The organism is Streptomyces sp. NBC_01408 (genome assembly GCF_026340255.1).
Taxonomy (GTDB): domain Bacteria; phylum Actinomycetota; class Actinomycetes; order Streptomycetales; family Streptomycetaceae; genus Streptomyces.
Genome location: NZ_JAPEPJ010000001.1, coordinates 188,295 through 211,324, shown reverse-complemented (window position 1 = coordinate 211,324; position 23,030 = coordinate 188,295). Strand labels below are relative to the sequence as shown.

Annotated in this window: 24 protein-coding genes; 20 read left to right on the top strand and 4 right to left on the bottom strand. The window is 69.2% G+C overall.

Annotated elements, in window-relative coordinates; all coding sequences use genetic code 11:
• Positions 1-20 precede the first annotated feature (20 nt).
• The 18 genes from OG447_RS00915 to OG447_RS00830 all read left to right on the top strand — a co-directional run bounded on the left by OG447_RS00915 (position 21) and on the right by OG447_RS00830 (position 16,438).
• Complete coding sequence (locus OG447_RS00915) at positions 21-1,121, top strand: LCP family protein (protein WP_266934250.1); 1,101 nt, start codon at positions 21-23, stop codon at positions 1,119-1,121.
• Between the two features lie 195 nt (positions 1,122-1,316).
• Positions 1,317-1,535: a 50S ribosomal protein L31 gene (gene rpmE / locus OG447_RS00910; protein ID WP_266934249.1), complete on the top strand. Its 219-nt coding sequence runs from the start codon at positions 1,317-1,319 to the stop codon at positions 1,533-1,535.
• A gap of 126 nt (positions 1,536-1,661) precedes the next feature.
• Positions 1,662-2,741 (top strand): peptide chain release factor 1, encoded by a 1,080-nt coding sequence (gene prfA / locus OG447_RS00905; RefSeq protein WP_266934248.1) that lies wholly within the window; start codon positions 1,662-1,664, stop codon positions 2,739-2,741.
• A gap of 53 nt (positions 2,742-2,794) precedes the next feature.
• The gene (gene prmC / locus OG447_RS00900; RefSeq protein ID WP_266934247.1) at positions 2,795-3,640 is read left to right on the top strand and encodes a peptide chain release factor N(5)-glutamine methyltransferase; all 846 of its coding nucleotides are present in this window, start codon (positions 2,795-2,797) and stop codon (positions 3,638-3,640) included.
• A 49-nt stretch (positions 3,641-3,689) separates the two neighbouring features.
• Positions 3,690-4,337, top strand: a complete 648-nt coding sequence (locus tag OG447_RS00895; protein WP_266934246.1) for an L-threonylcarbamoyladenylate synthase — start codon at positions 3,690-3,692, stop codon at positions 4,335-4,337.
• Entirely contained in the window at positions 4,334-4,966 is a 633-nt protein-coding gene (locus tag OG447_RS00890) for a protein-tyrosine-phosphatase (protein ID WP_266934245.1), read from the top strand. Before OG447_RS00895 ends, OG447_RS00890 begins: the two co-directional genes overlap by 4 nt.
• A 105-nt stretch (positions 4,967-5,071) precedes the next feature.
• The gene (gene glyA / locus OG447_RS00885; RefSeq protein WP_266934244.1) at positions 5,072-6,301 is read left to right on the top strand and encodes a serine hydroxymethyltransferase; all 1,230 of its coding nucleotides are present in this window, start codon (positions 5,072-5,074) and stop codon (positions 6,299-6,301) included.
• Positions 6,302-6,417: 116 nt separating this feature from the next.
• Complete coding sequence (locus OG447_RS00880) at positions 6,418-7,752, top strand: MraY family glycosyltransferase (protein ID WP_266934243.1); 1,335 nt, start codon at positions 6,418-6,420, stop codon at positions 7,750-7,752.
• A 274-nt stretch (positions 7,753-8,026) separates the two neighbouring features.
• Positions 8,027-8,464, top strand: coding sequence for a hypothetical protein (locus tag OG447_RS00875; RefSeq protein WP_266934242.1), 438 nt, complete (start codon positions 8,027-8,029; stop codon positions 8,462-8,464).
• 241 nt (positions 8,465-8,705) lie between these two features.
• Positions 8,706-9,512: a F0F1 ATP synthase subunit A gene (gene atpB / locus OG447_RS00870; protein ID WP_266938693.1), complete on the top strand. Its 807-nt coding sequence runs from the start codon at positions 8,706-8,708 to the stop codon at positions 9,510-9,512.
• Between the two features lie 79 nt (positions 9,513-9,591).
• Complete coding sequence (atpE, locus tag OG447_RS00865) at positions 9,592-9,816, top strand: ATP synthase F0 subunit C (protein WP_030545783.1); 225 nt, start codon at positions 9,592-9,594, stop codon at positions 9,814-9,816.
• Between the two features lie 42 nt (positions 9,817-9,858).
• Complete coding sequence (locus tag OG447_RS00860) at positions 9,859-10,401, top strand: F0F1 ATP synthase subunit B (protein ID WP_266934241.1); 543 nt, start codon at positions 9,859-9,861, stop codon at positions 10,399-10,401.
• Positions 10,398-11,213, top strand: a complete 816-nt coding sequence (locus OG447_RS00855; protein WP_266934240.1) for a F0F1 ATP synthase subunit delta — start codon at positions 10,398-10,400, stop codon at positions 11,211-11,213. The genes OG447_RS00860 and OG447_RS00855 overlap by 4 nt, the downstream gene beginning before the upstream one ends.
• Before the next feature lie 129 nt (positions 11,214-11,342).
• Positions 11,343-12,938, top strand: coding sequence for a F0F1 ATP synthase subunit alpha (gene atpA, locus OG447_RS00850; RefSeq protein ID WP_266934239.1), 1,596 nt, complete (start codon positions 11,343-11,345; stop codon positions 12,936-12,938).
• Between the two features lie 20 nt (positions 12,939-12,958).
• Positions 12,959-13,876 (top strand): F0F1 ATP synthase subunit gamma, encoded by a 918-nt coding sequence (locus OG447_RS00845; RefSeq protein WP_266934238.1) that lies wholly within the window; start codon positions 12,959-12,961, stop codon positions 13,874-13,876.
• Positions 13,876-15,318 carry a F0F1 ATP synthase subunit beta gene (gene atpD, locus OG447_RS00840; protein ID WP_266934237.1) on the top strand — a complete coding sequence of 481 codons (1,443 nt, stop codon included), beginning with the start codon at positions 13,876-13,878 and terminating at the stop codon, positions 15,316-15,318. The genes OG447_RS00845 and atpD overlap by 1 nt, the downstream gene beginning before the upstream one ends.
• A 140-nt stretch (positions 15,319-15,458) precedes the next feature.
• Entirely contained in the window at positions 15,459-15,830 is a 372-nt protein-coding gene (locus OG447_RS00835) for a F0F1 ATP synthase subunit epsilon (RefSeq protein WP_150259378.1), read from the top strand.
• Between the two features lie 161 nt (positions 15,831-15,991).
• Positions 15,992-16,438, top strand: a complete 447-nt coding sequence (locus tag OG447_RS00830) for a DUF2550 domain-containing protein (RefSeq protein ID WP_266934236.1) — start codon at positions 15,992-15,994, stop codon at positions 16,436-16,438.
• Between the two features lie 173 nt (positions 16,439-16,611).
• On the opposite strand, the gene OG447_RS00825 is transcribed toward OG447_RS00830, so the two are convergent.
• From OG447_RS00825 to OG447_RS00815, 3 genes are all read right to left on the bottom strand, one after another.
• Positions 16,612-18,471, bottom strand: coding sequence for a glycoside hydrolase family 18 chitinase (locus OG447_RS00825; protein WP_266934235.1), 1,860 nt, complete (start codon positions 18,469-18,471; stop codon positions 16,612-16,614).
• A 184-nt stretch (positions 18,472-18,655) separates the two neighbouring features.
• Complete coding sequence (locus tag OG447_RS00820; protein WP_266934234.1) at positions 18,656-19,321, bottom strand: response regulator transcription factor; 666 nt, start codon at positions 19,319-19,321, stop codon at positions 18,656-18,658.
• Positions 19,318-20,514: a sensor histidine kinase gene (locus tag OG447_RS00815; protein WP_266938692.1), complete on the bottom strand. Its 1,197-nt coding sequence runs from the start codon at positions 20,512-20,514 to the stop codon at positions 19,318-19,320. Before OG447_RS00815 ends, OG447_RS00820 begins: the two co-directional genes overlap by 4 nt.
• Before the next feature lie 152 nt (positions 20,515-20,666).
• Between OG447_RS00815 and OG447_RS00810 the strand changes: the two genes are divergently transcribed.
• A complete protein-coding gene (locus OG447_RS00810; protein ID WP_266934233.1) occupies positions 20,667-21,239 on the top strand; it encodes a hypothetical protein in 573 nt (190 codons plus the stop codon).
• Here the strand turns inward: OG447_RS00810 and OG447_RS00805 are convergent.
• The gene (locus OG447_RS00805) at positions 21,236-21,808 is read right to left on the bottom strand and encodes a cob(I)yrinic acid a,c-diamide adenosyltransferase (RefSeq protein ID WP_266934232.1); all 573 of its coding nucleotides are present in this window, start codon (positions 21,806-21,808) and stop codon (positions 21,236-21,238) included. The genes OG447_RS00810 and OG447_RS00805 overlap by 4 nt on opposite strands.
• Positions 21,809-22,020: 212 nt before the next feature.
• Between OG447_RS00805 and OG447_RS00800 the strand changes: the two genes are divergently transcribed.
• Positions 22,021-22,869 (top strand): 3-hydroxyacyl-CoA dehydrogenase family protein, encoded by an 849-nt coding sequence (locus OG447_RS00800; protein WP_266934231.1) that lies wholly within the window; start codon positions 22,021-22,023, stop codon positions 22,867-22,869.
• The last annotated feature ends 161 nt before the right edge of the window (positions 22,870-23,030 follow it).

The following is a 23,030-nucleotide window of genomic DNA, read 5'->3' as shown; positions in this document are numbered from 1 at the left end:
GACCCAGGACTGAGGAGAGCATGAGCCAGGACAGCACGGGTGGCGGGCGGCGTGCCGCAGGTCGGCGCCGACGGAAACCGCCCAGGCGCCGCAGAGCCCTCGTCATCGCCGCATGGAGCGCCGCGGGCGTGGTCCTGCTGGGCGGTGCGGGCCTCGGCTACTTCTACTTCAAGCTCAACGGCAATCTGAAGACCGTCGACATCGACGCGGCCCTGGGCGCCGACCGGCCGCAGAACGTGGACAACGGCTCGATGGACATCCTCGTCCTCGGCTCGGACTCCCGCGTCGGCGCCAACGGCGAGTACGGGCGGGACGACGGCGGCTCCGCCCGCTCCGACACCGCGATGATCGTCCATCTGTACGAGGGCCACGAGAAGGCCAGCGTCATATCGATACCCCGCGACACCATGACCGCGCGACCCTCCTGCACCACGGCCAACGGGAAGACCGACCCCGGCGGGACGCGCAGGCAGTTCAACGAGGCCTACACGATCGGCGGGGCGGCCTGCGCGGTCAAGACGGTCGAGAAGATGTCGGGGATCCGCATGGACCACTACATCGAGGTCGACTTCACGGGCTTCAAGAAGATCATCGACAACCTCGGCGGCGTCGAGGTGACCACCACCAAGCCGATCAAGGACGACGCCAGCCACCTCGACCTCGCGGCCGGCCCCAACAAGCTCAACGGGGAGCAGGCCCTCGGCCTCGTCCGCACCCGCAAGAGCGTCGGCGACGGCAGCGACCTGGGCCGAATACAGCTCCAGCAGGCCTTCATCAAGGCACTGATCAAGCAGGTCAAGAGCATCGGCGTGTTCGGCAACCCCAAGCAGCTGCTCGCCCTCGCCGACTCCGGGACCAAGGCGCTCACCACCGACAAGGCGCTCGGCGACGTGAAGTCCCTCATGGGCTTCGCCCAGGGCCTCCAGGGCATCGACGCCCAGGACATGCAGATGATCACCCTGCCGGTGACCGTCGACCCCCGCGACAACGACCGCGTCGCGCCGCTCACCAAGGAGTCCAAGCTCGTCTGGGACGCCCTGCTGGCGGACCAGCCCATCCCGGCCGAGGCCACCACGAACTCCATGGGGGACAAGAGCACGGCCGGCGGGATCGTCCAGTAGGACCCCCGGTCCGCAAGGGATCGGGAAGGGATCCGCGGGGGTGCGGAATAGATGCCGGCCCGCTCCCGTTGAGGGAGGCGTCCTCAGAATTTTGACAGGCAGCCCGGTCCTGGCAGACTGGTCTGTCGGCCCCGGTTCACGCAGTGCGCAATTCGGCTCCTGCGACCCGGCGCCCTCCCGAATCTAGGAGACACCTTGAAGAGCGAGATCCACCCCGAGTACGTCGAGACCCAGGTCAGCTGCACCTGTGGCGCGTCGTTCACCACCCGCTCCACGCTGACCGCCGGTGCCATCCGTGCCGAGGTCTGCTCCGAGTGCCACCCGTTCTACACGGGCAAGCAGAAGATCCTCGACACCGGTGGCCGCGTGGCCCGCTTCGAGGCGCGCTTCGGCAAGGGTGCTGCCAAGAAGTAGCGACACCCAGGCGCCGGTCACCGGCCGCCCCCTGTCCACTCGGGGGCGGCCGGACCGGCGCCTTTGTCGTCGTCCCGGCACGGCATCCCGTGCAGTCCTTTCGTACTTTCACCACAGGAGCCCCCGATGTTCGAGGCGGTCGAGGAACTGATCGGCGAGCACGCCGATCTTGAGAAGAAGCTCGCCGACCCTTCGGTCCACTCGGATCAGGCCAACGCGCGCAAGCTGAACAAGCGCTACGCGGAGCTGACCCCGATCGTGGCGACCTTCCGTGCCTGGAAGCAGTCGGCCGAGGACATCGAGACGGCGAAGGAGTTCGCCCAGGACGACCCGGACTTCGTGGCCGAGGTCAAGGAGCTGACCGCGCAGCGCGAGGAGCTCACCGAGAAGCTCCGCCTGCTGCTGGTCCCGCGCGACCCCAGCGACGACAAGGACGTGCTCCTCGAGGTCAAGGCGGGCGCGGGCGGCGACGAGTCGGCGCTGTTCGCCGGCGACCTGCTGCGCATGTACCTGCGCTACGCCGAGCGCGTGGGCTGGAAGACCGAGATCATCGACGCCACCGAGTCCGAGCTCGGCGGCTACAAGGACGTCCAGGTCTCCGTCCGCACCAAGGGCGGCAACGGCGCCACCGAGCCCGGCCAGGGCGTGTGGGCCCGCCTGAAGTACGAGGGCGGCGTGCACCGCGTCCAGCGGGTTCCGGCCACCGAGTCGCAGGGCCGCATCCACACCTCCGCCGCCGGCGTGCTCGTCACCCCGGAGGCCGAGGAGGTCGAGGTCGAGGTCAACATGAACGACCTCCGCATCGACGTGTACCGCTCCTCGGGCCCCGGCGGCCAGTCCGTCAACACCACCGACTCGGCCGTGCGCATCACGCACCTGCCGACCGGTGTGGTCGCCTCCTGCCAGAACGAGAAGAGCCAGCTCCAGAACAAGGAGCAGGCCATGCGCATCCTGCGTTCGCGGCTGCTGGCCGCCGCCCAGGAGGCCGCCGAGCAGGAGGCCTCGGACGTGCGCCGCAGCCAGGTGCGCTCCGTGGACCGCTCCGAGAAGATCCGCACGTACAACTACCCGGAAAACCGGATCTCGGACCACCGGACCGGTTTCAAGGCGTACAACTTGGACCAGGTGCTCGACGGGGACCTCGACGCGGTCATCCAGGCCTGCGTCGACACGGACTCCGCGGCCAAGCTCGCCGCCGCGCACTGATTCCAGCCCGATCCCCGCACCACCCCCGTACGACAGCAGCCCGGAGGACCAGCGTGAACTTGCTGCTTGCCGAGGTGGCCCAGGCCACCCAGCGGCTGGCCGCCGCCGGCGTGCCCTCACCGCGCTTCGACGCGGAGGAGCTCGCCGCCTTCGTGCACGGCGTCAAACGGGGGGAACTGCACCAGGTCAAGGACGCGGACTTCGACGCCCGCTACTGGGAGGCCATCGCCCGCCGCGAGGCGCGCGAGCCGCTCCAGCACATCACCGGCCGCGCCTTCTTCCGCTACCTGGAGCTCCAGGTCGGGCCCGGGGTCTTCGTCCCCCGGCCCGAGACCGAGTCGGTCGTGGACTGGGCCATACACGCCGTCCGGGCCATGGACGTGGTCGAGCCGATGATCGTGGACCTGTGCTCCGGCTCCGGCGCCATCGCGCTGGCCATGGCGCAGGAGGTGCCGCGCTCGCGCGTGCACGCCGTCGAGCTGTCCGAGGACGCCCTGCGGTGGACCCGTAAGAACGCCGAGGGCTCCCGGGTCACCGTCCACCAGGGGGACGCGCTGAGCGCCCTGCCCGAGCTGGACGGCCAGGTCGACCTGGTGATCTCGAACCCGCCGTACATCCCGCTCACCGAGTGGGAGTACGTCGCCCCCGAGGCCCGCGACCACGACCCCGAGATGGCGCTCTTCTCCGGCGAGGACGGCCTCGACACCATCCGCGGCATCGAACGCACCGCCCACCGGCTGCTGCGGCCCGGCGGGATCGTCGTCATCGAGCACGCCGACACCCAGGGCGGCCAGGTCCCGTGGATCTTCGCCGAGGAGCGCGGCTGGGCCGACGCGGCCGACCACCCGGACCTCAACAACCGCCCGCGCTTCGCGACCGCCCGCAAGGCGCTGCCGTGACCGGCGCGACCCTTCCCGTCACCCCCCTGCTGCTTGAGGAGGCCCGCTGATGGCCCGGCGATACGACTGCAACGACGCGACGGACCGCAAGACGGGTCTGCGCGAAGCCGCATCCGCCGTGCGCCGCGGCGAGCTCGTCGTGCTGCCCACCGACACCCTGTACGGGATCGGCGCGGACGCCTTCAGCCCGGAGGCCGTGAACGACCTGCTCGCTGCCAAGGGGCGTGGCCGCGGCATGCCCACCCCGGTCCTCATCGGCTCCCCCAACACCCTGCACGGCCTCGTCACGGACTTCTCCGAGCAGGCCTGGGAGCTCGTCGACGCCTTCTGGCCGGGCGCGCTGACCCTGGTCGCCAAGCACCAGCCGTCGCTGGCCTGGGACCTGGGGGACACCCAGGGCACCGTGGCCGTACGCATGCCCCTGCACCCGGTCGCCATCGAGCTGCTGACCGAGGTCGGCCCGATGGCCGTGTCCTCCGCCAACCTGTCCGGCCACCCGGCGCCCGAGGACTGCGACGCGGCGCGCGAGATGCTCGGCGACTCCGTGTCCGTGTACCTGGACGGCGGGCCGACGCCCGGCATCCAGCCCTCGTCGATCGTCGACGTCACCGGGAAGGTCCCCGTCCTGCTGCGCGAGGGCGCGCTCACCGCGGACCAGCTGCGGGAGGTCGTACCCGACCTCGAGGTCGCCCCGTGACCCCTGAGGGGCGTGGCATAGCCGGGGACGGCACCTTCCGCATACTCCACGTCAGCACCGGCAACGTGTGCCGCTCGCCCATCACCGAGCGGCTGACGCGGCACGCCCTCTCGCACCGCCTCGGCGGGCTCGTCACCGGCGACCTCCTCGTGGAGAGCGCCGGCACCTGGGGCCACGAGGGGGCCCCGATGGAGGCGAACGCGGCCGCGGTGCTGGCGGACTTCGGGGCCGACGCCACCGGCTTCACCGGCCGGGAGCTGCTCGACGAGCACGTCATCCGCGCCGACCTGGTGCTGACCGCGACCCGCGACCACCGGGCGCAGGTCATCTCGATGGGCCACTCGGCGGGCCTGCGGACCTTCACGCTGAAGGAGTTCACCCGGCTGGTGCGGGCCATAGACCCCGCCACGCTGCCGCCGCTCGACGACGGGATGGCGGAGCGGGCTCGCGCCCTGGTGCGGGCCGCCGCCGCGCTGCGCGGCTGGCTGCTGGCACCCTCGCCGGACGCCGACGAGGTGTACGACCCGTACGGGGCCCCCATCACCTTCTTCCGCTCGATCGGCGACGAGATCAACCAGGCGCTGGACCCGGTGGTCACGGCCCTGACGGGCGTCACCGCTTCCCGCTGACGCCTGCTGGAGCGGGGTCTGGGGCGGAGCCCCAGCGGTGCCGCGAGGCGTGAGGGGCGGGCCCGGCCTAGAGTGGCTGGTACCCGGTACCCATGGAGTCGCGCCATGAGCGTCATCACCCAGGCCAGCGATGCCCTGCGGCAGCAGGATCCGCAGCTCGCCGACATCCTCGAAGGGGAGCGGCAGCGACAGGCCGGCACGCTGCAGCTGAGCGCCGCCGAGAACTTCACCTCGCCCGCCGTGCTCGCCGCCCTCGCCTCGCCGCTGGCCAACAAGTACGCCGAGGGGTACCCGGGCGCCCGGCACCACGGCGGATGCGAGTACGCCGACCTGGCCGAGCAGCTCGCCGTGGAGCGGGCCAAGGCCCTGTTCGGGGCCGAGCACGCCAACGTCCAGGCGCATTCGGGTTCCTCCGCCGTCCTGGCCGCGTACGCCGCGCTGCTGCGGCCCGGGGACACGGTGCTGGCGATGGGGCTCTCGTACGGGGGACACCTCACCCACGGTTCGCCCGCGAACTTCTCGGGGCGGTGGTTCGACTTCGTCGGCTACGGCGTGGACGCGGAGACCGGGCTCGTCGACTACGAGCAGGTGCAGCAGCTCGCGCGGACGCACCGGCCCAAGGCCATCGTCTGCGGGTCCATCTCCTACCCCCGCCATCCCGAGTACTCGGCCTTCCGTGAGATCGCCGACGAGGCCGGGGCCTACCTGATCGCCGATGCCGCCCACCCGATCGGGCTGGTCGCCGGCGGGGCCGCGCCCAGCCCCGTCCCGTACGCCGACATCGTCTGCGCGACCACGCACAAGGTGCTGCGCGGGCCGCGCGGCGGGATGATCCTGTGCGGCGCCGAGTTCGCCGAGCGGATCGACCGGGCTGTGTTCCCTTTCACCCAGGGCGGCGCGCAGATGCACACCATCGCTGCCAAGGCCGTGGCCTTCGGCGAGGCCGCGGCGCCCGCGTTCACCACGTACGCGCACCGGGTCGTCGCCAATGCCAGGGCCTTGGCGCAGGCGCTCGCGGACCACGGCCTCGCCGTCACCACCGGCGGCACCGACACGCACCTGATCACCGCCGACCCGGCCCCGCTGGGCGTCGACGGCCCGACCGCGCGCGGCCGGCTGGCCGCCGCCGGGATCGTGCTGGAGACGTGCGCCCTGCCGTACGGGGACCAGCGCGGCGTCCGGCTCGGCACGGCCGCCGTCACGACCCAGGGCATGGGGGAGCCGGAGATGCGCACCATCGCCGCGCTGTTTGCCGCCGCACTGCACGGGGAAGCCGGGAAAACCCGTACGGAGGTCAAGCAGCTGACGTTCGGATTTCCCCCGTACGGGGAGTAAGTGGGACAAGAGGGTCGTAGTGCAACCGGGAAGCGGCCACCCGGCGTCCTTGGTAGTAGGGACATCGCAGCTAATGTGTGGGGCTGAGATGGCCGGCGATACATCTGGGGCAGCCCGTGCGTGAATATCTGCTGACGCTTTGCGTCACGGTCGCGGTGACCTACCTGCTCACCGGGCCCGTGCGGAAGTTCGCGATCGCGGCCGGGGCGATGCCGGAGATCCGTGCCCGCGACGTGCACCGCGAACCCACACCCCGCCTCGGCGGCATCGCGATGTTCGGCGGCCTGTGCGCGGGCCTCCTCGTCGCCGACAACCTGCGCAACCTCAACGGCGTCTTCGAGCTGTCGAACGAGCCGCGGGCCCTGCTCTCCGGGGCCGCCCTGATCTGGCTGATCGGCGTACTGGACGACAAGTTCGAGCTCGACGCCCTGATCAAGCTCGGCGCGCAGATGATCGCCGCCGGCGTGATGGTCATGCAGGGCCTGACCATCCTGTTCATCCCGGTCCCGGGCATCGGCACGGTCTCGCTCACCCAGTGGCAGGGCACCCTGCTCACCGTCGCCCTCGTCGTGATCACCATCAACGCGGTGAACTTCGTGGACGGCCTCGACGGCCTCGCCGCCGGCATGGTGTGCATCGCCGCCGCGGCGTTCTTCCTCTACGCCTACCGCCTCTGGTTCGGGTACGGCATCGAGCAGGCCGCTCCTGCGACGCTCTTCGCGGCGATCCTGATGGGCATGTGCCTGGGCTTCCTGCCGCACAACATGCATCCGGCGCGCATCTTCATGGGCGACTCCGGCTCCATGCTGATCGGCCTGGTGCTGGCCGCCTCCGCCATCTCCATCACCGGGCAGGTGGACCCCGACGCGATGGCCCTGTTCGCGGGCGGTGAGCGCAACGCGACGCGCGCGATGCTGCCGGTCTTCATCCCGCTGCTGCTGCCCCTGACGATCATCGCCATCCCGATGGCGGACCTGGTCCTGGCCATCGTGCGGCGCACCTGGAAGGGCCAGTCGCCCTTCGCGGCCGACCGCGGCCATCTGCACCACCGGCTGCTGGAGCTCGGACATTCCCACAGCCGCGCGGTCCTGATCATGTACTTCTGGTCGGGCCTGATCGCCTTCGGCGCGGTCGCCTATTCGGTGCATTCCGCCTCGATGTGGATCGTGCTCGCGATCGCCGTGCTCAGCGCGCTGGGCCTGGTCCTGCTGCTCCTGCCGCGCTTCACCCCGCGCACCCCGCGCTGGGCGGAGGGATTGGTGCCGCCCCGCTACCGGCACGCCGCGCGGGCCGCGGAGGCCGCCGCCGAGGCGGCCGTGCAGGAGGCTCCAGGGGCGGAACCGGAGCCGGCCCGGCCGATCGTGGCGGGAGTGTCGGGCGTCAACGGAGCGACCGCCGTGGGCCCCCGTTCGCGCTTCCCCGACCGACGTAAGGCCGGATCGACCCGCTGACGCCGAAAGCGCATGTCCGACATGGGATCCCTTTACCAGACAACCCGGTCGGCTGTCGCGCACACACGCGCAGGGTCACTCTCATGTGTGACAGTCGGCACATCTGGCAGGTAAAGCTCTCATCAAATAGTTTGTGATACCGTTCACTAAACCCGGCGACAGAGCCGAAGGACCGTAGTGCGACGGTCCCTTGGCCCGAGGCTCACACTCGGACCGGGCTTACGCTCGTCCCGTACGAGTCCCTTGCCCCCACCACCACGCGGAGCAAACCGCCATGCGGTCAGAAGACGTCCGATTCCTCATGCAAGCCGCCGTACCCACGGCTGTCGCCGGCGCTCTCGCCGCAGCGGTCAGCGCGTTGGTCGTCGGGAGCAAGGGTGCCGTCGGAGCCGTCGTCGCGACGCTGGTCGTGATGTTGTTCATGGGCATCGGATTCGTCGTTCTCCAACGCACGGCGAAATCACTTCCGCATCTCTTCCAGGCCATGGGGCTCATGCTCTACGCGGCCCAGATTCTGCTGCTCTTCGTCTTTCTCGCCGCGTTCAAGAACACCACCCTGTTCCACCCCAAGGCTTTCGCGATCACGCTTGTCGTCACCACCCTCGTGTGGATCGGCGCACAGACCCGTGCTCACATGAAGGCAAAGATTCTTTACGTCGAACCGGACTCGGTGAAGGGCGACAAGCCCGACAATCCGGGGCCGAAGTCGTGAAGGGTAGGGCCGGGATAAGTGGGCGTTCGGGATCCTGCTATCGTCCGGTGCCAACTGCGGCACTGCGGGCGCGGGCATCTGAGCTGACGCCTGTTCCATCGCGAGGCTCGATGCCTGACTGCCGCCCCACCATCCGTTACACCAGTCCAGTGCCGAACCGCGGCTGCGCGCCGCGCCGACACAACGAGGTTGCCGTACCTATGCGCCACGCTGAAGGAGCCCTGCGGTGAGTGCTGCTGACATGACGCTCGCCTTCGATATCAACTGTCATTTCGAAGACGGCACTGGCTGTGGCTTCCCGGCCCCGACCCTGTACTCGTTCCTCTTCAAGCCGATCTTCGGCGATGCGGACGGTCTGTACTTCAACAAGACGATGCTGCTCGCCCTGCTGGGCTCGATCGTCATCGTTGCGTTCTTCTGGGCTGCTTTCCGGAAGCCGAAGGTCGTCCCGGGCAAGCTGCAGATGGTCGCCGAGGCGGGCTACGACTTCGTGCGCCGCGGCATCGTCTACGAGACGCTCGGTAAGAAGGAAGGCGAGAAGTACGTCCCCTTCATGGTCGCGACGTTCTTCTTCGTCTGGATCATGAACCTGTGGTCGATCGTGCCGCTCGCCCAGTTCCCGGTCACCGCGGTCTTCGCCTACCCGGTCGGGCTCGCGCTCGTCATCTACGTCATGTGGATGTCGGTGACCTTCAAGCGTCACGGCTTCGTCGGTGGCCTGAAGAACGTGACGGGCTACGACAAGTCCCTCGGCGCGATCCTGCCGATGGTCATGGTGATCGAGTTCTTCTCGAACGTCATCGTCCGCCCGTTCACCCACGCGGTCCGACTGTTCGCGAACATGTTCGCCGGTCACACCCTGCTGCTGCTGTTCACCATCGCCAGCTGGTACCTGCTGAACGGGATCGGCATCGCCTACGCCGGTGTCTCGTTCGTCATGGTCATCGTGATGACCGCGTTCGAGCTCTTCATCCAGGCTGTCCAGGCTTACGTCTTCGTGCTCCTGGCCTGCAGCTTCCTGCAGGGTGCGGTCGCCGAGCACCACTGAGCGCCGCCCGCTCCTGCACCCCCCCGAATCGTCCGGTGGCCAACCCCCACCGGTCCATGAAAGAGAAGGAAGAACTGGCATGTCCCAGACCCTTGCTGCCGTCGAAGGTTCCCTCAGCTCCGTCGGTTACGGTCTCGCGGCGATCGGCCCGGGCGTCGGCGTCGGCATCATCTTCGGTAACGGCACGCAGGCTCTTGCCCGTCAGCCTGAGGCTGCCGGTCTGATCCGCGCCAACCAGATCCTCGGCTTCGCCTTCTGTGAGGCGCTCGCCCTCATCGGTCTGGTCATGCCGTTCGTCTACTAAGACGAACCTCACGACTAGTCCGAATCGACGAAAGGCACTGATGTGAACCTCCTGGTTCTCGCGGCTGAGGAGCCTCAGAATCCCCTCATCCCGCCGATCCCCGAGCTCGTCATCGGTCTGATCGCCTTCGTCATCGTCTTCGGTTTCCTCGCCAAGAAGCTCCTCCCGAACATCAACAAGGTTCTGGACGAGCGTCGCGAGGCCATCGAAGGCGGTATCGAGAAGGCAGAAGCCGCTCAGACCGAGGCCCAGAGCGTCCTGGAGCAGTACAAGGCCCAGCTCGCCGAAGCCCGGCACGAGGCCGCGCGCCTGCGCCAGGAAGCGCTGGAGCAGGGCACTGCGCTCAAGGAAGAACTGCGCGCAGAGGGCCAGCGGCAGCGTGAGGAGATCATCGCTGCCGGCCACGCCCAGATCGAGGCCGACCGCAAGGCCGCCTCTCAGGCGCTCCGTCAGGACGTGGGCAAGCTCGCCACCGACCTGGCCGGAAAGCTCGTCGGCGAGTCCCTCGAGGACGCCGCCCGGCAGAGCCGCACGATCGACCGTTTCCTCAGCGAGCTCGAGGAGAAGGCCGAGGCCGCCCGATGAACGGAGCGAGCCGCGAGGCGCTGGCCTCCGCGCGTGAGCGTCTCGACGCGCTGACGGACAACACGTCCGTCGACGTGGCGAAGCTCGCCGGTGAGCTGGCAGCCGTCACCGCGCTGCTCGACCGTGAGGTCTCGCTGCGTCGGGTCATCACGGACCCGGCGCAGCCCGGCGAGGCCAAGGCCGAGCTGGCCGGTCGGCTGCTGGGCAGCCAGGTCGGCGGGGAAACCCTCGACCTCGTGTCCGGCATGGTCCGGTCCCGCTGGTCGCAGTCCCGCGACCTGGTGGACTCGCTCGAGGCACTGGCGGCCACCGCCGACCTCACCGCGGCCCAGCAGGGCGGCGCCCTCGACAACGTCGAGGACGAGGTCTTCCGGTTCGGCCGGATCGTCGGCTCGAACACCGAGCTGCGTTCCGCGCTGACCGACCGGTCGGCCACCGCCTCCGCCAAGAGCGAGCTGCTGCGCAGCCTGCTCGGCGGCAAGGCGAACGCCGTCACCGAGCGCCTCATCACGCGACTTGTCACGCACCCGCGTGGACGTAGCCTGGAAGCGGGACTCGAGTCCCTTTCCACGCTCGCCGCCGAGCGCCGCAACCGCATGGTCGCCACCGTGACCAGCGCGGTTCCGCTCAGCGACGTGCAGAAGCAGCGTCTCGGCGCGGTGCTGGCCAAGCTGTACGGCCGCCAGATGCACCTGAACCTCGACGTGGACCCCGCGGTCCTCGGCGGGATCACGGTGCGGGTCGGCGACGAGGTCATCGACGGCACCATCGCGGACCGCCTCTCCGAGGCGTCCCGCCGCATGGCCGGCTGACCAGCCACCAATAGAACAACGCATTCCTAGCGGCCCGGTTGGGCCGTGCAGAACTTGCAGAAGATTCCTGGGGGTCGCCCCCAGACCCCTAAGAAGCTTCAGGCCCAACAAGGAGAGCAGGGAACCCAGATGGCGGAGCTCACGATCCGGCCGGAGGAGATCCGGGACGCACTGGAGAACTTTGTCCAGTCGTACCAGCCGGACGCGGCCTCGCGCGAGGAGGTCGGAACGGTCAGCGTTGCCGGCGACGGCATCGCGAAGGTGGAGGGCCTGCCCTCCGCCATGGCGAACGAGCTGCTGAAGTTCGAGGACGGCACCCTCGGTCTCGCCCTCAACCTCGAGGAGCGCGAGATCGGTGCGGTCGTCCTCGGCGAGTTCAGCGGTATCGAGGAGGGCCAGCCGGTGCAGCGCACCGGTGAGGTTCTCTCCGTCGGCGTCGGCGAGGGCTACCTCGGCCGCGTCGTCGACCCGCTCGGCAACCCGATCGACGGTCTCGGCGAGATCGCGACCGAAGGCCGCCGCGCCCTCGAGCTGCAGGCCCCGGGCGTCATGGTCCGCAAGTCGGTCCACGAGCCCATGCAGACCGGCTACAAGGCCATCGACGCGATGGTGCCGATCGGCCGTGGCCAGCGTCAGCTGATCATCGGTGACCGTCAGACGGGTAAGACCGCCCTGGCCGTCGACACGATCATCAACCAGCGCGACAACTGGCGCTCGGGCGACGTGAACAAGCAGGTTCGCTGCATCTACGTCGCCATCGGCCAGAAGGGCTCGACCATCGCGTCCGTTCGCGGCGCCCTGGAAGACGCCGGCGCGCTCGAGTACACGACGATCGTCGCCGCCCCGGCGTCCGACCCGGCCGGCTTCAAGTACCTGGCGCCGTACACCGGTTCCGCCATCGGCCAGCACTGGATGTACGCCGGCAAGCACGTCCTGATCATCTTCGATGACCTGTCGAAGCAGGCCGACGCCTACCGCGCCGTGTCGCTGCTGCTGCGCCGCCCGCCGGGCCGTGAGGCCTACCCGGGTGACGTCTTCTACCTGCACTCCCGTCTGCTGGAGCGCTGCGCGAAGCTGTCCGACGACATGGGTGCCGGTTCGATGACCGGTCTGCCGATCGTCGAGACCAAGGCGAACGACGTGTCGGCGTTCATCCCGACCAACGTCATCTCCATCACCGACGGCCAGTGCTTCCTGGAGTCCGACCTGTTCAACGCGGGCCAGCGCCCGGCGCTGAACGTCGGTATCTCGGTCTCCCGCGTCGGTGGCTCCGCCCAGCACAAGGCCATGAAGCAGGTTTCCGGCCGTCTGCGCCTGGACCTCGCCCAGTACCGCGAGCTGGAGGCGTTCGCCGCCTTCGGTTCCGACCTGGACGCCGCGTCGAAGGCTTCGCTGGAGCGCGGCAAGCGTCTGGTCGAGCTGCTGAAGCAGGGCCAGTACCAGCCGATGCCCGTCGAGGAGCAGGTCGTCTCCGTCTGGGCCGGTACCACCGGCAAGATGGACGAAGTCCCGGTCAACGACATCCGTCGCTTCGAGTCGGAGCTGCTGGAGCACCTGCGCCGCGAGCGCAAGGACCTCCTCACCTCCATCGCCGACGGCGGCAAGATGTCGGACGACACCCTGACGTCGATCGCCGACGCCATCGCCGCCTTCAAGCGCCAGTTCGAGACCTCGGACGGCAAGCTTCTGGGCGAGGACGCGCCGGCCGTCAACGTCTCCAAGTGACGACGGAAGGGACCTGACTCATGGGAGCGCAGCTCCGGGTCTACAAGCGTCGCATCCGTGCCGTCACGGCGACCAAGAAGATCACCAAGGCGATGGAAATGATCGCCGCCTCGCGCATCGTCAAGGCGCAGCGCAAGGTGGCGGCATCGATGCCGTACGCGACCGAGCTCACCCGTGCGGTGACCGCGGTGGCGACCGGTTCGAACACCAAGCACGCCCTGACGACCGAGGTCGAGACGCCGACCCGCGCCGCGGTTCTGCTCATCACGAGCGACCGCGGTCTGGCCGGCGGCTACTCCTCCAACGCCATCAAGCAGGCGGAGCGGCTCACCGAGCGGCTGCGCGGCGAGGGCAAGGAGGTCGACACGTACATCGTCGGCCGTAAGGGTCTGGCCTACTACGGCTTCCGCGAGCGCAAGGTCGCGGAGTCGTGGACCGGATTCACCGACAGCCCGGCCTATGTCGACGCCAAGCGCGTCGCCGGGCCGCTGATCGAGGCCATCCAGCTGGAAACGGCAGAGGGCGGCGTCGACGAGCTGCACATCGTCTACACGGAATTCGTGTCGATGATGACGCAGAACGCGGTGGACGGCCGGATGCTGCCGCTCAGCCTCGACCAGGCTGCGGAGGAGAGCGGTACGAAGGGCGAGATCCTTCCGCTGTTCGACTTCGAGCCGTCGGCGGAGGACGTCCTCGACGCCCTGCTGCCGCGCTACGTCGAGAGCCGTATCTACAACGCACTGCTGCAGTCGGCTGCTTCCGAGCACGCCGCCCGCCGCCGCGCGATGAAGTCGGCGACCGACAACGCCGGGGATCTCATCAAGAGCCTCTCCCGGCTTGCCAACGCGGCCCGCCAGGCCGAAATCACCCAGGAAATCAGCGAGATCGTCGGTGGCGCGAGCGCCATGGCTGACGCGACCGCGGGGAGTGACAAGTAATGACGACCACTGTTGAGACGGCCGCCGCCACGGGCCGCGTCGCCCGGGTCATCGGCCCGGTCGTCGACGTGGAGTTCCCCGTCGACGCCATGCCCGAGATCTACAACGCCCTCAAGGTCCAGGTCGCCGACCCGGCCGAGGACGGCAAGCTCAAGACCCTGACCCTCGAGGTCGCGCAGCACCTAGGTGACGGCCTCGTCCGTACCATCTCGATGCAGCCGACCGACGGTCTGGTCCGCCAGGCCGCGGTGACCAACACGGGCGAGGGCATCACCGTCCCCGTCGGTGACTTCACCAAGGGCAAGGTGTTCAACACCCTGGGTGAGGTGCTCAACTACCCGGAGACGAACGCCGAGGTCACCGAGCGCTGGCCGATCCACCGCAAGGCGCCTCGCTTCGACGAGCTCGAGTCGAAGACCGAGATGTTCGAGACCGGCGTCAAGGTCATCGACCTTCTCACCCCGTACGTCAAGGGTGGAAAGATCGGTCTGTTCGGTGGTGCCGGTGTCGGCAAGACCGTTCTGATCCAGGAAATGATCTACCGCGTCGCCAACAACCACGACGGTGTGTCGGTCTTCGCGGGCGTCGGTGAGCGTACCCGTGAGGGCAACGACCTCATCGAGGAAATGGCCGAGTCCGGCGTCATCGACAAGACGGCGCTTGTCTTCGGCCAGATGGACGAGCCCCCGGGCACCCGTCTGCGCGTCGCCCTTGCCGGTCTGACCATGGCGGAGTACTTCCGCGATGTGCAGAAGCAGGACGTGCTGTTCTTCATCGACAACATCTTCCGGTACACCCAGGCGGGTTCCGAGGTGTCGACCCTGCTCGGCCGTATGCCCTCCGCGGTGGGTTACCAGCCGAACCTGGCCGACGAGATGGGTCTCCTCCAGGAGCGCATCACCTCGACCCGTGGTCACTCGATCACCTCGATGCAGGCGATCTACGTCCCCGCGGACGACCTGACCGACCCGGCGCCGGCGACCACCTTCGCCCACCTCGACGCGACGACGGTTCTTTCCCGTCCGATCTCCGAGAAGGGCATCTACCCGGCCGTGGACCCGCTGGACTCGACGTCCCGCATCCTCGACCCGCGGTACATCGCGGCGGACCACTACGCCACGGCGATGCGCGTCAAGGGGATCCTGCAGAAGTACAAGGACCTCCAGGACATCATCGCGATCCTCGGTATCGACGAGCTGGGCGAGGAGGACAAGCTCGTTGTCCACCGTGCCCGTCGCGTCGAGCGCTTCCTGTCGCAGAACACCCACGTGGCGAAGCAGTTCACCGGCGTGGACGGTTCGGACGTTCCGCTGGAGGAGTCGATCACCGCGTTCAACGCGATCTGCGACGGTGACTACGACCACTTCCCCGAGCAGGCGTTCTTCCTGTGCGGTGGCATCGAGGACCTGAAGGCCAACGCCAAGGAGCTGGGCGTCTCCTGATCCGGCGCGCTCCGCGAGGGGCGCATCCGGTTCAAAGGATTCACGGAGAGGGGCGGGTGTGTCCCGTCCCTCTCCCCACGCCCATTAGAATTTGACCCAACACCCGGCTGACCCGCCGGGTGGTGACCCGAGGAGCCACCTTGGCTGCTGAGCTGCACGTCGAGCTGGTCGCGGCGGACCGCAATGTCTGGTCCGGCGAGGCCACCCTTGTTGTCGCCCGCACCACGTCCGGCGACATCGGCGTCATGCCCGGTCACCAGCCGCTTCTCGGTGTGCTGGAATCGGGCCCTGTGACCATCCGCACCAGCGAGGGCAACACTGTCGTCGCCGCGGTGCACGGCGGTTTCATCTCGTTCGCGGACAACAAGCTGTCCCTGCTGGCCGAGATCGCCGAGCTCGCGGACGAGATTGACGTCCAGCGTGCGGAGCGGGCACTGGAGCGCGCGAAGGCGGAGGCCGATGCGGCCGCCGAGCGTCGCGCGGATGTCCGGCTGCGCGCCGTAACGGGCTGATTGCCCGTCGGAGTTTGAACCGCTGGGTTCCGGGGGGCGACCTCCGGGACCCAGCAGACCTCAGCCGCGGTCCGTTCTGGAATTTTCCAGACCGGGTCGCGGCTGAGGCGATGCAGGTCCGTTTTTCGTGAGGCATTCGATGAGCGAGGAGGTCGGTGAAGATGCTCCTCGCTCTGCTTGTGAGCGGCCTGGTCGTAGCCCTGGTGGTGATCGGGCTGTTTGTCTTCGGGCTGCGCCGGAGGCTCATCCAGCGTTCCGGAGGCACCTTCGACTGCAGTCTGCGCTGGGGGGTATCGGATAAACCCGATATCTCCGGCAAGGGCTGGGTGTACGGGGTCGCGCGCTACAGCGGTGACCGGATCGAATGGTTCCGGGTGTTCAGCTATTCGCCGCGCCCGCGCCGGCTGCTGGAGCGGTCCTCCATCGAGGTGGTCTCCCGCCGCGCCCCGGAGGGCGAGGAGGAGCTGGCCCTGCTCTCCGACGCCATCGTGCTCGGCTGTCTCCACCAGGGGACGCGCCTGGAGCTGGCGATGAGCGAGGACGCGCTGACGGGCTTCCTGGCCTGGCTGGAGGCGGCGCCTCCCGGCCAGAGGGTGAACGTGGCCTGAGGGCCGGCGGGGCTGGATCGTCCCCGCCGGACGGAGTCCGGCGCAGCGGCGCGAAGCCGGGGAGGCCCCCAGGGGCCGAGCCGTGCGAGTGGCGCGTCAAGAAGGAGAAGCCGGGGAGACGGGGGCGGACCCGTCTCCCCGGCTCCGTCTGTCACCGGGTGCCGTAGTGGGGGTTACTGGAGCCCGGTGTGGACGGCGTTGGCGAGTTCGCCGTTGGTGGTGTCGCCGCTGAACTCCCAGTAGAAGGCTCCGCGCAGCCCCTGCTGCTTGGCCCAGGCCATCTTCGAGGCGACGGTGGCCGGGGTGTCGTAGCTCCACCAGTTGCTGCCGCACTTGGCGTAGGCGGTGCCGGCGATCGTGCCGGTGGCCGGGCAGCTGCTCTTGAGCACCTTGTAGTCCTCGATGCCCTGCTCGTACGTGCCCGGGGCCGGGCCGGTGGCGCTGCCGCCCGGGGTGGCCTGGGTGACACCGGTCCAGCCGCGTCCGTAGAAGCCGATGCCCAGGTTGAGCTTCGAGCCCGGGATGCCCTTGCTCTTGAGCTTGGCGATGGCCTCGGCTGAGTTGAAGCCCTGCTGGGGGATGCCGGAGTACGAGGTCAGCGGGGAGTGCGGGGCGGTCGGGCCCTGCGCCGCCCATGCGCCGAAGAAGTCGTACGTCATGACGTTGTAGAAGTCGATGTACTGGGCGGCGCCGCCGTAGTCGGCCGCGTCGATCTTGCCGCCGCTGGAGGCGTCGGCGGTGATCGCGGCGGTGACCAGGTTGTTCTGGCCGAACCGGGCCCGCATGGCCTGCATCATGTTCTTGAACGCGGCCGGGCCGGAGGTGTCGCAGGACAGGCCGCAGGCGTTCGGGTACTCCCAGTCCAGGTCGATGCCGTCGAAGACATCGGCCCAGCGCGGGTCCTCGACCAGGTTGTAGCAGGAGTTCGCGAACGCGGTCGGGTTGGCCGCAGCCTGCGGGAAGCCGCCGGACCAGGTCCAGCCGCCGAACGACCACAGGATCTTGATGTGCGGGTACTGCTTCTTCAGCTTGCGCAGCTGGTTGAAGTGGCCGCGCAGCGGCTGGTCCCAGGTGTCGGCGACGCCGTCGACGCTCTGGTCGGCGGTGTACGCCTTCTCGTAGTCGGCGTAGGAGTCACCGATGGTGCACCCGCCGTTCTGGACGTTGCCGAAGGCGAAGTTGATGTGTGTGATCTTGCTGGCCGTGCCGGAGGTGACCAGGTTCTTCACGTGGTAGTTGCGCGCGTAGCTGCCCCACTCGATGAAGTAGCCGAGCTTGACCGGGCCGCCCGGGAGCGGGGGATCGACGGTGCCGCCGGCGGTGGTGACCGACAGGGTGCCGGAGGCGGGGCCGGTCTGGTCGATGGTGTCGCGTGCGATCACGTGGTAGCTGTACGTGGTGCCCTTGGTCAGGCCGGTCTCGGCGCGGCTGGTGCCGGTGACCGTGGCGACCTTGGCGCCGTTGCGGTAGACGTCGTAGTTCTTGACGCCCTTGTCGTCGGTGGCTGCGGCCCAGTTCAGGGTCAGCGAGGTCTCGGTGATGCCGGAGGCGGTGGGGGCGCCGGGGGCCGAGGGCGGGTTGTCGCCGGGCTGGGTCGGCCCGCCGGTGCAGGAGCCGCCGTTGATCTTGCAACCGGAGGGGGCGCCGGAACCGGCGCCGTTGAAGCCGAAGCTGATGCTGGCGCCCGGGGCGAGGGTGCCGTTCCAGGACTTGTTCTTGCCGGTCCAGTGGGTGCCGGAGCTCGTCACATCGGCGTCCCAGGCGGAGGTCACCGAGGTGCCGGCGGGGTAGTCCCACTCGACGGCCCAGCTGTTGATGGTGGTGTCACCGGTGTTCTTGACCGTCCACTTGCCCTCGAAGCCGGTGCCCCAGTCGGAGACCTTGGTGTACGTCGCGGTCGCGGAGGTCGCGGCCTGTGCGGGGCCGGCCAGCGCGACGAGGCCGCTGACGGGTACGGCGAGGGCGGCCAGGACGGCCGCGACCCGCGTGAAGAACCGGGTACGCCTGGTGCGGGGTGGGGATGCTGTGCTCAAGGGTGCTCCTCCGTAGGTCCGTCGAGGTCGCGGGGCCGACGTTCGACATGGGGGTGGGACCTGCGCCGCCCGTGAGCACGCTTTGTCATGGCACGCTCACCACAGTGTTGCGGTGAGCGTAGAAAGGTCTGGACCAAGCGTCAAGAGGTCCAGACCTCATGGGGAAAGCGGCGCGAGTGAGTCTCTACTGAGGCCCCCGGATCTCCAACTCCTGGGCCAGTACCGCCGCTTGGACCCGGCTGCGCAGCTCCAGCTTTCCCAGCAGCCTGCTGACGTGGGTCTTCACCGTCGCCTCCGCCATCTCCAGCCGTACGGCGATCTCCGCGTTCGAGAGCCCCTCGCCCAGACACCCGAACACCTCCCGCTCCCGCCGCGTCAGCGAGTCCACCGCGGCGGCCGTCGCGGGCGGGGTCTGCGGCCGCCGCACCTGAGGCGACGCGAACTCGGCGATCAGCCGCCTGGTCACCGCCGGGGCGATCAGCCCCTCCCCGCGCGCGACGGTCCGTACCGCCTCGATCAGCTCCGCCGCGTCCGCGTTCTTCAGCAGGAAGCCCGCCGCTCCCGCCCGCAGCGCCCCGAAGACGTACTCGTCGAGGTCGAAGGTGGTCAGCACCAGCACGTCGGCCAGCCCCTCCGAGACCACCTGGCGGGTCGCGGAGACCCCGTCCAGCCTCGGCATCTGCACGTCCATCAGGACCAGATCCGGCCGCAGTTCCCGGGCCAGACGCACCGCCTCCTCCCCGTCCGCGGCCTCGCCCGCCACCTCGATGTCGCCCGCGCTGCGCAGGATCAGCACCAGCCCGGCCCTTACCGCGCTCTGGTCGTCCGCCACCACCACCCGGATGCTCATGCCTCCACCGCCTTCTCGTCGGCGGGCAGCGTCGCCCGCACCTGCCACAGCTCGCCGGTCCGGCCCGCCGAGAACTTCCCGCCCAGCAGCTCCACCCGTTCCCGCATACCGATCAGCCCGGCGCCGGAGCCGGGGGCCCGCGGGCCGGGGCGTTCCCCGTACGGAGACTCCACCGCCACGGTCAGCTGCCCGTCCGCCCGGGCCACGCGGACCGTGACCGTGCCCGGGGCCGCGTGCTTGAGCGCATTGGTCAGCGACTCCTGGACGATCCGGTACGCCGCCAGCTCCACCGGGGCCGGTACCCGTTCCCCGGGTGGCCGGTCTTCGTGGAGTACGAAGTCCAGCCCGCTCGCCGAACCGTTGGTGCGGGCCCGGCCGAGCAGGGCCTCCACGCCGTCGAGCGAGGGCATGGCCACGGCCTCCTGCTCCGCCCCGGCGTCCCGCAGCAGCCCGATCAGCCGGCGCATCTCCGCCAGGCCCTGGACGCTGTTCTCCCGGATCACCCCGAGGGCGTCACGGCTGGTGTCGGCCCGGTCGATGGAGAGCGCGGCGGTGGAGTGGATGGCGATCGCGGAGAGGTGGTTGGCCACCATGTCGTGCAGCTCCCGGGCCATCCGGGCGCGCTCGGCGGCGACCGCCTGGCTCCGGTCCATTTCCGCCAGCAGCGCGGTCTGCTCGGCACGCAGCTGGGCGGCCACGGCGGCCTCGCGGTGGTTGCGCAGTGTGGCTCCGGTCAGGGCCGGGGCGAAACTGACGAGGCCGGTGACCACGCCGATCAGCAGGGCTTCCGGGGTGCGCAGCCAGGCCAGGAAACCGATGGTGACGGCCACGGTGATCAAACCGGTGCTGACCGGGAGCCGCCGGGCCATGGCGGGCCCCCCGTAGACGACGGCCGCGTACATCAGGTCGGTGAAGATCAGGACGGTGGTGAGGCTGCCGACCGTGAACTCGTTGGCGATCACGCCGACGGTCCCGACGGCCAGGGCCACCGACGGCATGGAGCGGCGCAGCAGCTCCATCGCGCTGAGGACCGCGAGGGGGACCAGGGCGGCCCATTCGGGCAGGAGGTGCCGGTTCGAGCTGCTGTAGATGCCGAGCGACCACATCACCAGGCCCGCGAGGAGGCCGACCACGGCGAGGATGACGTCGTGGCGGTGGGGGCGCAGGCTCTTCGTGGTCACGGTCCCATCCAACAGGGTGCGCGGGGCGCCGGCCTCGGCGGAGAGGCCGAGTTGGCAGTACATCGAAGGATGCAGCCGTAGGTCGTCAGTGGTGACGACGCATCGGGCCCGGCCGGCCGGGAGTCTGGGAGTACGTGTCACACCCGAGCGGAACGGAGAGTCCCGTGATCGTCGCACTGATCATCGCCTGTGAGGTCGGCTTCTGGGTGCTCCTGGCCCTCGGCCTGGCCCTGCGCTACCTGGCGAAGATGCCGAGGGTGGGCGCGGCGGTCCTGCTGTGCGAGCCGCTGATGGAGCTGGTCCTGCTGGTGGTCACCACGCTGGACCTCAAGAACGGCGCCGAGCCGGACTGGAAGCACGGCCTCGCCGCCCTGTACATCGGCTACACCGTCGCCTACGGCCACTACACGATCAAGTGGCTCGACGGCCACGCCGCGCACCGGCTGGCCGGCGGACCCAAGCCGGCCGGCGCCGGATACGGGAAGGCGCGGGCCGTCCACGAGTGGAAGCTGTGGATCCGGACCGTCATCGCCGCCGCCGTCGCCCTCGGGCTGCTCCAGACCGCGATCTGGTACGTGGGCGACGCCGGCGACGTCAGCTCGCTCAAGGCGTGGCAGTTCGGCGCCCTGCGGGCGGTGGGCATCCACGCCCTGGTCGCCGTCGCCTACACGGTGTGGCCGAAGAAGGCCCCGGCGGGCGCCGAGGAGCGGCCCGCGCTCGCGAAGACGGAGCGCTAGCGCTCGCCGCCCGGTACCCACAGCACGTCCCCGACCTCCTTGTTCGCCACCCGGGCCAGGATGAACAGGAGGTCGGAGAGGCGGTTGAGGTAGGTCGCCGTCAGCGGGTTCATCACCTCGCCGTGCACCTCCAGCGCCGCCCACGTAGAGCGCTCGGCGCGCCGGACCACCGTGCAGGCCTGGTGGAGCAGGGCCGCGCCGGGGGTGCCGCCGGGGAGGATGAAGCTGCGCAGCTTCTCCAGCTGCTCGTTGAAGGCGTCGCAGTCGGCCTCCAGCTTGTCCACGTAGAACTGCTCCACGCGCAGCGGCGGGTACTTGGGATCCTCGATCACCGGAGTGCACAGGTCGGCGCCGACGTCGAACAGGTCGTTCTGCACCCTGACCAGGACCTTCGCCACCTCCGGCGCCAGCTTGCCGAGCGCGAGCGCCGTCCCGATCGCCGCGTTGGCCTCGTTGGCGTCGGCGTACGCGGAGATCCGCAGGTCGGTCTTGGCCGTGCGGCTCATGTCGCCGAGCGCGGTCGTGCCCTTGTCGCCGGTCCGGGTGTAGATACGCGTGAGGTTCACCATGCCGCCAGGGTAGTCCGGGCCAACTGCGGGTATCCGCCCCACTGCTGGGCCGTACCGGTGTGATGTCCGTCATCTGAGACGTGACGCGTGTTACTTCACGGTCACACCGCACCGGCCGGGCGCTAGTCTCCGCCGGAGTGGCTACGAGACCGGGCCGTTTCACGGCTGGGCCTTTTCGAGGACCGGGTCTTTTCAAGAACGAGGGGTGTGCAGTGGCTGGGAAGCTTGCCGTCATCGGTGCCGGCTTGATGGGGTCCGGGATCGCTCAGGTCTCCGCTCAGGCGGGCTGGGACGTCGTCCTGCGCGACGTCACCGACGCCGCGCTGACGCGCGGCACGGACGGGATCAAGGCCTCGTACGACAAGTTCGTCTCCAAGGGCAAGCTGACGGCCGAGGACGCCGAGGCGGCGCTGGCCCGCATCACCACGACCACCGACCTCGAAGCCGTCGCCGACGTCGACATCGTGGTCGAGGCCGCCTTCGAGAAGATCGAGATCAAGCACGAGATCTTCCGGGCCCTCGACAAGATCGTCCGCGAGGACGCGATCCTGGCCTCCAACACCTCCGCCATCCCGATCACCAAGATCGCGGCCGTGACGGAGCGTCCGGAGCGGGTCGTGGGCGCGCACTTCTTCTCGCCCGTCCCGATGATGCAGCTGTGCGAGCTCGTGCGCGGCTACAAGACGAGCGACGAGACCCTCGCCACCACGCGCGCCTTCGCCGAGTCCGTCGGCAAGACCTGCATCGTCGTCAACCGCGACGTCGCCGGCTTCGTGACGACCCGTCTGATCTCCGCCCTGGTCGTCGAAGCCGCCAAGCTGTACGAGTCGGGCGTGGCCTCCGCCGAGGACATCGACATCGCCTGCAAGCTGGGATTCGGCCACGCCATGGGGCCGCTGGCCACCGCCGACCTCACCGGCGTCGACATCCTGCTGCACGCCACCAGCAACATCTACACCGAGTCCCAGGACGAGAAGTTCGCGCCGCCGGAGCTCATGCGCCGGATGGTGGACGCCGGGGACATCGGCCGCAAGAGCGGCCAGGGCTTCTACAAGCACTGAGTCCGGGACGCTGAGCACCACTGTTCGAGTGCCTTCACCCTTCGGGGTGAATTAGGTATCGGTTCGCTCACGGTCGGCAACTTCGCCGCCCTCGCGGCAGTCAGTTGCAGTGAGAGTTGCCGATCAGGGACCAGTCGGACCATACGTACGCAGTACCGCCG